This window comes from Lishizhenia sp. (genome assembly GCF_057456495.1).
This window is the reverse complement of the sequence record NZ_JBVCPV010000084.1, coordinates 1-11,778: the sequence shown is the minus strand read 5'-3', so window position 1 is coordinate 11,778 and position 11,778 is coordinate 1. Positions and strand designations below refer to the sequence as shown.

General features: G+C 37.1%; 12 protein-coding genes. 1 reads left to right on the top strand and 11 read right to left on the bottom strand.

Going from position 1 to position 11,778, the window contains the following annotated elements; genetic code table 11:
- A partial coding sequence (locus AC22ZQ_RS07680) for a potassium channel family protein (protein ID WP_318958197.1) occupies positions 1-505 on the bottom strand: 505 nt, incomplete at its 3' end.
- A 1-nt stretch (position 506) separates the two neighbouring features.
- Complete coding sequence (locus AC22ZQ_RS07675) at positions 507-2,279, bottom strand: TrkH family potassium uptake protein (RefSeq protein ID WP_318958196.1); 1,773 nt, start codon at positions 2,277-2,279, stop codon at positions 507-509.
- Between the two features lie 214 nt (positions 2,280-2,493).
- On the opposite strand from AC22ZQ_RS07675, the gene AC22ZQ_RS07670 reads away from it, so the two are divergent.
- Entirely contained in the window at positions 2,494-3,171 is a 678-nt protein-coding gene (locus AC22ZQ_RS07670; RefSeq protein ID WP_318958195.1) for a DUF4386 domain-containing protein, read from the top strand.
- 201 nt (positions 3,172-3,372) lie between these two features.
- On the opposite strand, the gene AC22ZQ_RS07665 is transcribed toward AC22ZQ_RS07670, so the two are convergent.
- The 9 genes from AC22ZQ_RS07665 to AC22ZQ_RS07625 all read right to left on the bottom strand — a co-directional run.
- On the bottom strand, positions 3,373-3,789 hold the full coding sequence (locus tag AC22ZQ_RS07665; RefSeq protein ID WP_318958194.1) for a hypothetical protein: 417 nt from the start codon (positions 3,787-3,789) through the stop codon (positions 3,373-3,375).
- Positions 3,768-4,310 carry a hypothetical protein gene (locus tag AC22ZQ_RS07660; protein WP_318958193.1) on the bottom strand — a complete coding sequence of 181 codons (543 nt, stop codon included), beginning with the start codon at positions 4,308-4,310 and terminating at the stop codon, positions 3,768-3,770. Before AC22ZQ_RS07660 ends, AC22ZQ_RS07665 begins: the two co-directional genes overlap by 22 nt.
- A gap of 122 nt (positions 4,311-4,432) precedes the next feature.
- Entirely contained in the window at positions 4,433-6,877 is a 2,445-nt protein-coding gene (locus AC22ZQ_RS07655; RefSeq protein WP_318958192.1) for an alpha-ketoacid dehydrogenase subunit alpha/beta, read from the bottom strand.
- 211 nt (positions 6,878-7,088) lie between these two features.
- Positions 7,089-8,645 carry a PspC domain-containing protein gene (locus tag AC22ZQ_RS07650; RefSeq protein WP_318958191.1) on the bottom strand — a complete coding sequence of 519 codons (1,557 nt, stop codon included), beginning with the start codon at positions 8,643-8,645 and terminating at the stop codon, positions 7,089-7,091.
- Complete coding sequence (locus AC22ZQ_RS07645) at positions 8,642-8,971, bottom strand: PadR family transcriptional regulator (RefSeq protein ID WP_318958190.1); 330 nt, start codon at positions 8,969-8,971, stop codon at positions 8,642-8,644. Before AC22ZQ_RS07645 ends, AC22ZQ_RS07650 begins: the two co-directional genes overlap by 4 nt.
- Positions 8,972-9,097: 126 nt before the next feature.
- Positions 9,098-9,562 carry a GyrI-like domain-containing protein gene (locus AC22ZQ_RS07640; protein ID WP_318958189.1) on the bottom strand — a complete coding sequence of 155 codons (465 nt, stop codon included), beginning with the start codon at positions 9,560-9,562 and terminating at the stop codon, positions 9,098-9,100.
- A gap of 167 nt (positions 9,563-9,729) precedes the next feature.
- Positions 9,730-10,518: a hypothetical protein gene (locus AC22ZQ_RS07635; RefSeq protein WP_318958188.1), complete on the bottom strand. Its 789-nt coding sequence runs from the start codon at positions 10,516-10,518 to the stop codon at positions 9,730-9,732.
- Between the two features lie 5 nt (positions 10,519-10,523).
- Entirely contained in the window at positions 10,524-11,057 is a 534-nt protein-coding gene (locus AC22ZQ_RS07630; RefSeq protein ID WP_318958187.1) for a hypothetical protein, read from the bottom strand.
- Between the two features lie 463 nt (positions 11,058-11,520).
- A partial coding sequence (locus AC22ZQ_RS07625) for a hypothetical protein (RefSeq protein ID WP_318958186.1) occupies positions 11,521-11,778 on the bottom strand: 258 nt, incomplete at its 5' end.

Genomic DNA, 11,778 nt, shown 5'->3' with positions numbered 1-11,778 from the left:
TTCTGCGCATATTGAGTTCACGTAGAGTTTTACCTACAAATTGTTCGGGTGCTTCCATTTCAACAATGCTATAATTGTCGTTCAACTGAAAGGAGTCTATAACATTTGATAGACAGAGTTTTTTAGACCATCGTTCTGCAGTTTCTTCTTCGGGATGAACAATTTCATGTACACCAATAGCTTTTAAAACTTTCTCGTGAAGATTATTAATAGCTCTACTGATTAAGCGTTTTACCTTGAGATTTTTCAATAGGGCAGTAACCATTATGTTGGCACCTTCATTTTCACCGATAGTTACAATAACAACATCCGTATCATCTAAGGGCAATCCAGAGACTGTAAGCTCATCGGTAGCATCCATACAAATGGTGTGGGTGATCTTTTCTTTTAAGGCATCCACTTTATCCATGCGTTTGTCAACGCCAATGACTTCATGACCTCTACTGGTTAATTTTTCTGCTAAACTTGAGCCAAAGCTTCCGAGTCCAAATACTATATATTTCATACTAATTAATGCTTATTTCTTCCATGGGGTAGCGATAGTTCTTGTGTTTGGTGCGTTTAAAAATTGCAATGAGTATGCTCAGCATACTTACACGTCCAACGAACATCAAAAGGATAATAACTACTTTACTTAAAGAAGATAGTTTCGTGGTGATTCCAACAGTTAATCCAACGGTACTAAAGGCTGAAAAACATTCAAAAGCTATTTCTTTGAGTGATAAATCTGGGTTGAATATACTTACCATTGTAATTCCAAAGCCTATCATAATGAGGGAAAGGGATATTACGGCAAAGGCTCTTTGAACCGTGCGCATTGAAATCTCACGTCTATAAATCTCTATTTTGCTTTTTCCTTTAGCGATAGATAAGAGATTTAAGGTTGCCACAGCAAGTGTTGTAGTTTTTATTCCACCTCCCGTTGATCCAGGAGAGGCTCCCACCCACATTAAAAACATAATTAGCATGAAGGTAGGGAAACGTATATCTCCAAAATCAAAGGTGTTAAAACCAGCAGTTCTAGGGGTTGTTGCCCCGAAGAGAGCTGTTACAAATTTACCGTACAAACTTTCATGTTCTGCCAAAGTATTATCAAATTCTAGTTCTAAAAACAGCAGTGTTCCGAAAAAGATTAAAAAGAAGGTCGTAATCAGAATTATTCTACTGTTAAGGTTGAGTACCCAAGGTTTATTATCTAATTGATTTTTGCGCCAAAAGAAAAGATTTCGAATAACAAACCTACGTGTGTAGTTGAAGATGTTAGAGAAAATAGGGAAACCTAGACCTCCTAATATAAATAGTCCAATAAGAATGATTTGAAAACCATAGTTGAATTTAAATTGAGGATCAGCTATTCCATCACTTAATATGGAAAATCCTGCATTACAAAAGGCTGAAATACTATGAAAAACAGCAAAAAATAATTGATCTCCAACGTGTATAAAGTCTTTTGCATTTAAATTAAAATAGATAAGAATTGCACCAATTAATTCTATACCAAAGGTGATGATAATTATACGCTTGAAAGTTGTGAAAACTTCAGAGAGGCGTTTAGCATTGGTGATTTCACTGAGTGTGAGTTGATTTTCATAGGAACTTTTCCCCTTAAAGAAAAAGCTGAAATAACTGGCAAATGTTAAGATTCCTAGACCGCCAACCTGTATCAATATCATAATTATTGTTTGGCCGAATTGAGTAAAAGCTGTGGCCGTATCTACAACGATTAAACCGGTTACGCAAACGGCACTAGTAGAGGTGAAAATTGCATCTAAAAAACTAATACCCTGTGAAGTGGCTAAGGGGAGTTTGAGTAATAAAGCTCCAATTAAGATGATAAAAAGAAAACTTAGAATGAAAAGCTGAGCAGGGTTTAATAGCGTGCGTTTATATTGAATACGTATTTCCGAAAACTCTCTGATAAACATGAGTAAAACGGCTATAGATAACCACGTGTCATGATGTAGAAAGTTGTAATCTAGCACACCTATAAGATGAACCAATTGGTTTACTATGATGATTAAAGTATAGAGCGTAGAAATAATATCAAAGAGGAAGACGGGTATTTTAGGTTTGTGCGCCATTCTCAAGAGTCGCAAAACAAACGCTATAACTCCAAAACTTAGCGTGACTTGGTAGAATACCACTAAGTTTATTTCTATGTCAAGTGATTTTTGAAAACCATAGTCAAACAATAGTGTAATACAGGCGATGATACTAAGTACAAAAGTAAAGTTGAAGTATGCCTGAAGTTTTACCGTATTGGCTATGAGTTTTTTCACGTGGTCTTTTTGTTAAATGTAAAGAAAGCTGATTTAAAAAAGAAGGGAATGGAAGGAAGTCTTTGAAATTCCTTTCGCAAAAGCTATTTCATTAAAGTTAGAACGAAAAAAGCCACTAAAACTATAGGGGGATATTGATACAAATGAATCTCTTAACTTAAGTCAATGCAAACTGAATCTTGTTACCAGAACTTTGTGAAAAAAATAGAATAAGATGGAGACAATGAAATTTGCAAGAACAGCGGGGAGCCTTTATTTCTTAATTGCATTAATAGGTGGATTTAGTATAATGTACGTAGGTGAAACATTGATGGTAAAAGGAGATGCCGCAGCTACCTTTCAGCATCTAATAGCGCATCAGACTTTATTTCAATTAGGTTTTTTGGGCGATTTACTCATTATCTTAATTGAAACATTATTGACGGTGATGCTCATGCGTTTGTTTTCGGAATACAATAAAACAGCGGTTAAGGTGGCTGGTTTGAGTAGAATAGCGATGGCCATTATAATGAGCGTGAACTTAATCTTTTATGTGGTGCCTTATATAATGCTGCATGCAGGTTTAAGTATGGAGCAGGAGGATCTTGAAAATTGGAGTTATTTGTTTTTAGAAATTCATGGTATGGGTGTGTTTGCTTGGCAATTGTTTTTTGCGGTGCACATGGTTGCCTTGTCTTTCTTAATCTGTAAGTCCAAAATTGCTAAGTGGATGCAAGGCTTTGTGTTTTTAGGAGGAATAGGATATTTTACGGATTGTTTGTACCATTTCTTTCTGTCAGAAAATCAAGTGTGGAGTATTGTTAACGGAATTTTATTAGGATGCGCTGTAATTGGAGAATTAGGTTTTGCAGTACACCTAATTGTGAAAGGAAATAGCAAAATCATTAAATAGCTCGAATACGCCGGAGGTAAGGAAGTGTAGGTAGGGAGAAGATGTTAGCTCTGTTAGCGGTAGCAGCGACACCCCGTAGACTTTTAGTACCATGAAACTTAATATTTGGGGGCGACTATAGAAGCCCCCTTAATTTTTTTAGTTGAATGTATGAAAAGGGGAGGAGTAGAGCGGATGACGCGCCCGAACAGCCAAATTAAATTACTGATATTGATTCACTGACGGTGGTTCTTTACCTTTTTGTACGCCAACACTTGCGCCCTTTAACCAGTTCGTTATCATGGTTAATAAGACAATAATGACGAGTATAATCAAAGGTGTAAATGGGGACCAGAGATCTTTTTTAAATGATGATGCGAGGATGTAAATATGAATTCCTGATATACCGAAATAGTAGAACCAGATTTGCTTTTTCCTATTTTTTAGTTTTCTCTCTTGCGCTGCAATGAATTGTTTAATCTTTTGATGATTTTTACTTTGTCGCTTTAGTTTACGACGTTGAAGCTTTATGTTTTGGTGAGTTCTCGCATAAAAGTTTGTATATATTACAAAGACAATGAACTGTAAGATTCCAAAAATAAAATGGTAGCGTACAATTAGTTCTTCTGGACCGCGCATGTTGCTTGTGTGTTTTGATTACGCCATTGTATCCAATATTCTTGGAGTCCTTCTGGTGTTGTAGTTAAGGGACTAATATCTAATTGATCACCGGGTAAAAGTGCTTTCTGTAATTGTTTTTTACGTGCTGTGAGGGCAGGGGTATGGTTCCATCCTCCGCAGTGGTCGAAACTGGTTTTTGCTGCACAAGAATCACTTACTTTTTGGAAGGGAATGGTGAGTTTGTAGGTTACATGACCACTACCCATACCTTCAGTCGACATATTTATAGATTTTAGATTTACCTGCACATAATTTTGTTCCCTGTAAAGCTTTTTGAGTTGATCACCTACTTTGGCCGACATAGTATTTGAAAATTGATGCGCTATATCATCTCCTTTAATGAATTCTGGTCCTTGGTAATAGCCGTAACAGCTGTCGTTATTGCAATCTACTTGCTCAGTGAATTCACGATGCTCCCGTTGAGAAGCAAAAGAAAAAAATATTCCCAAAAATACTATGGCACCCCAAATCCATTTCATATTCCAGTGAAAATACAAAAATCCCCCGTACCGGTTGACCCGCGTATAGCCCCAACACCCCAAAACCAAAAAAAAACGCACCCCGTAGGATGCGTTTTAAATTATTTATGTGTTTCTCTTGTTTAGAACAAAGCAGGGAAATCTGTTGGATTTGCTTCGTGCATCATGCCGTAAGCTGTTTCAAAGATATCGTCTACGTTTGGTTTAGAGAAGTAATCTCCATCTGTAGAGTAAGCCGGACGGTGATCCTTAGCACTCAAAGTAACCGGTTGCGAATCCAAGTGGTAGTAACCTCCTTGTTTTACCAAAATTTGATCTAAGATAAATGCTGTTGCTCCAGAGCTAACATCTTCGTCTACGATCATCAAACGGTTTGTTTTCTTCAACGATTCAACAATCATGTGGTTCACGTCAAACGGTAACAAAGTTTGAACGTCTATTAATTCTACATTCATTCCTGTTTCTGCCATTAACTTTTCAGCTTGCGCACATAAGTTAAAGGTAGAACCGTAAGAAACAATGGTTAAATCAGTTCCTTCTTTTACGATTTCAGGAATACCCAACGGAATTTTGTACTCACCTAAGTTACTTGGTTTTTGCTCCTTGGTTCTGTATCCATTTAATGGCTCAATTACTAATGCTGGCTCATCTGCTTCCATTAGCAAGTTGTACATACCTGCGGCTTGTACCATGTTTCTTGGAACACAAACGTGCATACCTCTAATGGCATTGATGATCATTCCCATAGGAGAACCTGAGTGCCAGATTCCTTCTAAACGGTGACCACGTGTACGTATGATTAATGGTGCTTTTTGTCCACCAGCCGTTCTGTATTGTACCGTTGCTAAGTCATCAGACATAATCTGGATAGCGTACAACAAGTAATCCAAGTATTGAATTTCAGCGATAGGACGTAAACCTCTCATGGCCATTCCAATTCCTTGTCCAAGGATGGTAGCCTCCCTAATTCCAGTATCAGAAACTCTTAATTCACCGAATTTCTCTTGCATACCTTCCATAGACTGGTTTACACCACCAATTTTACCTGTATCCTCACCAAAAGTTAATGCTTCTGGATATTTTTCAAAGATTTTCTCAAAGTTATCTCTCAATACAATTCTACCATCTACCATTTCTTCACCTTCGTAAGTCGGTGCAACTGGAGTGATGTTAGCTATGCTGTATTTAGAAGAAGAGTAAAGTGCAGAGCTGTAACGTTGTGCATTGTTGTTCAACTGAGTATTTAACCAGTTTACTAAAGCAGTTTTCGCTGTGTTTTCTTCACCTCTTACTTTACGAATAACGCTTCTTACCACGTTTAATACATCCTTACGAATAGGTTCGAATGCATTTTCCAAAGCTTCAATCTCCTTGTTGATGAATGCTTTGTTTGGAGAAGCATCAGCAACGTTCTTCATCAATTGAACGGCAGTAGAAAGGTCTGCTAATAAATCTGTAGTGAAGGCTTTCCACGCAGCATTTTTCGCATTTCTAACTTCTTTTTTTGCTTCTTTTTCTATGGCTTCTAATTCCTCAACAGTTGCAATAGCAGCATCTTCACCAAGGCTAGTAGAAGTAATCCATTGTTTAAATTTCTCTATACAGTCGAAATCTTTCTCCCACTGTAATCTTTCTTCAGACTTGTAACGCTCGTGAGATCCAGAAGTAGAGTGACCTTGCGGTTGGTTTACTTCTTTAACGTGAACCAAAACAGGAATCTGCTCTTCACGTGCTAATTTTACAGCTTTCTCATAAGTAATACAAAGGTCTGCGTAATCCCATCCTTTTGTAACGAAGATTTCGAATCCTTTTTTGTCTTCTGTTCTTTGGAATCCAGCCAAGGCTTCAGAAATAGAGCTTTTCGTTGTTTGGTGATCTCTAGATACAGAAATACCGTATCCATCATCCCATACATTCATTACCATAGGTACTTGTAAAACTCCTGCAGCATTCATTGTTTCCCAGAAAGGACCTTCTGATGTTGAGGCATCTCCAATCGTACCAAAAGCAACTTCGTTTCCACCGTTGGTGAATTTCTTAAAGTCTTCTAATTCCTTTAATGAAGGATGATTTCTATACACTTTAGACGCTTGTGCTAAACCTAATAGACGAGGCATTTGTCCGGCAGTAGGAGAGATGTCAGCAGAAGAGTTCTTCTGTTCCATCAAGTTTTTCCATTCACCGTTTTCGTCTATGTTTCGCGTAGCAAAGTGTCCACCCATTTGACGACCTCCTGATGCAGGTTCGTGTGCTACATCTGTGTGTGCGTAAAGGGCAGCAAAATATTGTTGTACATTTAATTGATCTATGGCCATCATCAGAGTTTGATCTCTGTAGTAACCGCTTCTAAAGTCTCCGTTTTGGAATTGCTTTGCTAGAGCGATTTGTGCCAATTCTTTCCCATCTCCAAAAATACCGAACTTCGCTTTACCGGTAAGAACTTCTCGTCTTCCCAATAAAGAAGTTTCTCTTGATATGCAAGCCAATCTGTAATCGTTAATGATTTCGTTTTTGTATGCTTGTAAATCTGTATTTGCGGTCTCGAGAGTCTCAGTGTTTTTTGTCATAGATGTATTTTTAAGCCTTGCAAAGATAATAAAAAAAGCCCGCAATTCGTAGTGTCTGAATTACAGGCTTTTGTCTGTTTTTGGTTAGAAAACTCAATTGTTCATTGAGGTGCGTTAGAAGTTGCTGATTTTCAAGTTTAACTTAGGAATACACTACTGAAAAATGATGCTAAATCTACCGCTGTTGTTTGCTGCTAAAACATTTTATTCATTAAAAAGTGATATTTACTTCATGTTTACCGTTGTGATCATCGCTGTGCACATGAATACCTCTTTCGTAATGACGTCTGTAATTGTAGTCATCATCTTCGCCATTATAGCTTCTGGTTGAATGATGTTCCCCGTTGATGTAGGTTTCTACAACGACGTTTTTAGGTTTGTAAATATCTATTTCTGCTTCTTGATTTCTAATCTTATCTTCTGCAGGGAATTTGTAATCCAAGTCCACATAAAGTTTGTTACCCTCCATGTAAACATTGTGCTTGATGTGCTCTAAATTTTCGTAAGCTTGAACTGATGTAGCCCCGTTGGCTTTCAAGCTGTGGTAAATACGCGTCATACTGTCTTCGCTGGTACGGTAATCCATATCTTCAAAGCGCAAGAGGATATTTTCGTCTTCTAAACGCAACACTTCATCGCGTTCTGTTCTGTAAATAGCACTAGAGTTTACAGGTCTGTCACTAAAATAATGTACCTCTAAAGTGTCTGTAATTATTGCACCTACTTCTACTTTGTCCTCCGCAGAAGCTTCGAATTGTAAAGCCGTGTTAATACCAATGGCAAAGCTTGAAATGAAGGTGATGATAAAAAGTACGAATAGAGATACGCTTAAGTATTTGATACTTTTGGCTTTTGTATTCCAGATCAGTTTAACTCCAACTAATGCTAAGAGGATGATAAGACTGAATTTAGCAATGTAAACACAGGTCCAAGCAAGAGTATTCATAAAGCCGTTCTCAAAAAAAAGTTTAGAGAGTTCAAACAACGACAATATTTCACCTTCTTCGTTACTTCCTACTATACCTAACCCGCCAATAGTTAATGTGGTAAAGGCAATTAATGAGAAGAGCGCTGCAATAATAAAAAATACACCTATGATTTTTACCAATGCTTTAGCCAAGCTTTTAAAACCATCGGAAGTTTCGTTTCTTACCTTATGTGAAAACTCTTTGGATTTTCTTGTAATCGTTTCTCCAGCTTTGTTTACTTCCTTGGATATGTTCTCTACGGTAACGGCGACACCTTTCATTTTGAGTCTGTCATTGGTACTCTTAGCCGCCGGCAAAACAGCCCAAAGAATGATGTAGATAAGGATACCAGAACCACCCAATAGCACGAAAATAACTAGTAGTGCACGTACCAAATGAGCATCTAAATTGAAGTAATGACCCAACCCTTCACAAACACCACCGATGTAACCGTTTTCTGGATCTCTGTACAATCCGCTTTTAACGTAAACGGTGTTGGTTTTTGTAGATGATTGTTGACCGGAAGTTTCGTCTTCTTCCTCATCTGGGGCGTAGGCTGTTGCTTCTCCCATTACTGTGATAACGTGGTCTACGTCTTGGCTAGTTACAGGACCACCATTGGCTCTTTCTGTAAAGATTTCTGCAATACGTAATTCAACATCTTCGATGACCATTTCTGCTTCATCGCTGTTTTTAAATTGCGCACGAATATTATCTAAATACGCCCTTAGCTTTTCATATCCTTCTTCTTCTACGTAGAAAATGAGTCCGCTTAAATTGATAGATATCGTCTTGTTCATGATTTCTGAGTAATAATGTTTACAGCTGTGCTTAGTTCGTTCCAGGTAGCATTTAATTCAGCTAAGAAATTTTCACCTGCTGTGGTGAGTGAATAATATTTACGAGGTGGACCACTCGTTGATTCTTCCCATCTGTAGGTGAGTAAGTCAGCTTTGAGTAGTCGCGTAAGTAGGGGGTAAAGTGTTCCTTCTACAACGATCATTTTGGCGGCCTTCAGTTGATCTATTATCTCTGAAGGATAGGCTTCTTTGACGTTTAATATAGAGAGAATACAATACTCCAATATCCCTTTACGCATTTGAGCTTTTGTATTTTCTAATTTCATAATTTAATTCTTATAGTACTAATACATAACAAAGATATATTTTTTAAAAGGTACTTTGCAATGCAAGGTACTATAAATCTTTTATCTTAATACATGAATGGTGTATTATGTGTTTAAGCGGTAATTTTACTTGGGTTTGATTGGGATAAAAATATCTTCTGCAATTTGAGAGGGATCTTTCTGTGGTACAAAAACGTCAAAATGAGGTCTTTGATCGAGCTGGTAATCAGAGGAAGGAAGCCATTTTTGAAAAATGTCTTGATAGACTTTAGGATTTCCAAAGCCGTATGGGTTATTGAATTTTGCATAAAGTCCACCAGAAAGTGTTATGCCATCCAATTTACAAGAGCCAAGTTGAGGTGTATTTTCCAATGCAACCCATTTGATAAAATTAGTTGTAGGGGAAAAGTTTTGAAAATAGGAAGACGGATAAATTTTGATATCGTAGATGAAAGAAGCATTTTGTTCAACTTTACTTCTTAATTGCATGAGTTGTTGGAAAAGTTTTGGTGTAGTGTTTTCACTTAAACTCATTTCTTGCTTATATCCTACAAATGACTTTGGCGAGAGGTTCACGATTTTTACTTCCATAGCGTGAAAATAAGAAGAAATCTGCCCTGGATAGCAACGGCAGCGCCCTAGCTTTGAATTTTAGTAAACACTCCTAAAAAAGCACGACCATAGAAGTGTTGTTTTTAGGGGAATGTGCACTTAAATGAAATGCTCGGGACTACAGTGAATAGCCAGAAATGGTAGCCTTATTCACTTTCATAATATTCATAGGAAAACACTCTTATTTCTCCTTCAATTCCATTAAAAATTTCTGCGCGTAAGGTAACATTGCCGTATGCATCTACCTCATAAAAGTATTCATCCTTGTAATTATCTCTTTCTCTACTTTTTAACCTTCCAGATGGATAATAGCTCAATAACGTAGTTTCTTTTTTAAGGAGATCTGTTTCTTGTACAGGTTTATTATTTTGATAAATTATCTCCTCCTTTTCCGTTAGAACACCGTTTAAACTGTAGGTTGTAGATATACAAGATTCTAAACTATCTCCTGCGTAGGTATAGGTGTTTTCTTTTAATAAAATGGGAGGGTTATTGTTAAAGGACTGGGTTTTTGTGAGTAAATTTCCATGCTTATCGTAATTGAAAAACTTTACAGAAGTAAGTGTGGTGTCTGGTAAGTCATAAAATTCTTGACGTATATTTTGATCTAAACTATCGTAATAATAGTGAATGAAAGAATTTGGAGCTCCATTGCCCCATGTGTAATATTCTCTTTCTTTTCTATTTAAAGCGTCATAGGTATACTCAAAGCTCTGTTGCACTTCACCAAATAAGGAGTCATTATAGAGGGTATTGGAAACATACCTGCCTGTACTGTCATAAAAACTTGTACGGGGAGCAGCGATCATATCAATTATTTTCAGTTTTCCATTTTTATAGGTACCGATATAGGTGTTGTAATGACTGTATTTTACTTGTTGACCCAAGCAAAGGGTGAACGGAAAAAGGAGATAGATGAAGAATAGATTTTTCATATGGGTTATGTTAATTTATTTTTCTTACAAAAAGCTTTATACCTTGCATTTAAGGCGGGCGTGAAGTTATCGCGTTGCATTTCTACGGTATGTTGTATTTCGCCCAAAAGTTCGGGGTAATTAGGTATGAATTTTTGTAGGTTTTCCAAGGCATGCACTTTAACGGCTACTTTAACTTCTGGTGCTGCTAAATCTTGAAAGAGTTTGTCTAAAAATTCTCCTTGTTTGTAGGCGATAATTGGGCAAAAGGTGAGTGCTTTAAGTACGCTTCGCTGCAGTCCTGGATTTTCATGTTCTAAATACAAGTCCAAGAGTTCTTTTTGAATAAGGTGTATGGGGTATTTTTTGGCCTCGGCAACTTTACTGAGGTACCAAGTGCTGTATTCTGGATAAGGATAATCTGTTCTTTGGGCAATGTTTACTACAGCTTTTAAGAAGTCCGGTTGTTGAGCTAGACCTATGGTTTCTTTAACGTGACGATACTTTTTAAAGTCCTGAACAAATGTTTCAATTTCCTCTGGTGAATATGAACTGCGCATCCTACAAATTTAATGAAAGGAAGATATTATTATTACCCTTCTTAAATTCTTTCTTCACTTTTCACTTGAGTGTTTTTAGTATCGGTACGTAATGAAATTAACATATTTGTTCCGACTAATAAACCTGTACATATACCGATGAAACTGGATTTATTAGCTTCCCAGGAGAGGTCTTGATAATCTACCATAAACAGGAGGTTCAACGCTACGAGGAGGTAGGAAATGCAACAAACGAAGATTTTGATTCTTTGGAGGTCCATATGGCGAGTTTATTTTTAGTGAAATAAAAATAATAAAAAATGGATTCACCGAGGAACAAATTAATGGTCAAGTACTAAAGTGTCATTTTGGATATTTAATTGGGAGCGAAGGAGCTAGGATAGCACTGATTTAAATTTTTCTTTTATCCAATAGCTCCAAACTTCTCGGGAGGATAAGTATCATAGTCAGAATAATTACAGCTTCAAAAAGCCGTTTCATAGATACCTACAGATCGATAGTTGCTCATTTCCAGTTTTACCCATCCATAGCTCAACACGCCATTTGTGTTTTTTCTTAGCAGGAGGTATTTTTTTCCTTTATCCTTCCAATATCCTTTACGGATGTAGGTAAAAAAGCTAGAGTTTAAAGGGTAACCATTGGCGTACTCCCCAAAGTATCCCTGTGTTTCCCAATCAATAAGGGTAGCGGCAGCATCTATGTTACTTCCTTGATTATAATC

Bases quoted from the DNA above. Each gene is read 5' to 3' on its own strand.
- AC22ZQ_RS07655 (WP_318958192.1), bottom strand. From the start codon at position 6,877: ATGACAAAAAACACTGAGACTCTCGAGACCGCAAATACAGATTTACAA.
- AC22ZQ_RS07630 (WP_318958187.1), bottom strand. From the start codon at position 11,057: ATGCGCAGTTCATATTCACCAGAGGAAATTGAAACATTTGTTCAGGAC.
- AC22ZQ_RS07635 (WP_318958188.1), bottom strand. From the start codon at position 10,518: ATGAAAAATCTATTCTTCATCTATCTCCTTTTTCCGTTCACCCTTTGC.
- AC22ZQ_RS07670 (WP_318958195.1), top strand. From the start codon at position 2,494: ATGGAGACAATGAAATTTGCAAGAACAGCGGGGAGCCTTTATTTCTTA.
- AC22ZQ_RS07645 (WP_318958190.1), bottom strand. From the start codon at position 8,971: ATGAAATTAGAAAATACAAAAGCTCAAATGCGTAAAGGGATATTGGAG.
- AC22ZQ_RS07665 (WP_318958194.1), bottom strand. From the start codon at position 3,789: ATGCGCGGTCCAGAAGAACTAATTGTACGCTACCATTTTATTTTTGGA.
- AC22ZQ_RS07650 (WP_318958191.1), bottom strand. From the start codon at position 8,645: ATGAACAAGACGATATCTATCAATTTAAGCGGACTCATTTTCTACGTA.
- AC22ZQ_RS07660 (WP_318958193.1), bottom strand. From the start codon at position 4,310: ATGAAATGGATTTGGGGTGCCATAGTATTTTTGGGAATATTTTTTTCT.
- AC22ZQ_RS07640 (WP_318958189.1), bottom strand. From the start codon at position 9,562: ATGGAAGTAAAAATCGTGAACCTCTCGCCAAAGTCATTTGTAGGATAT.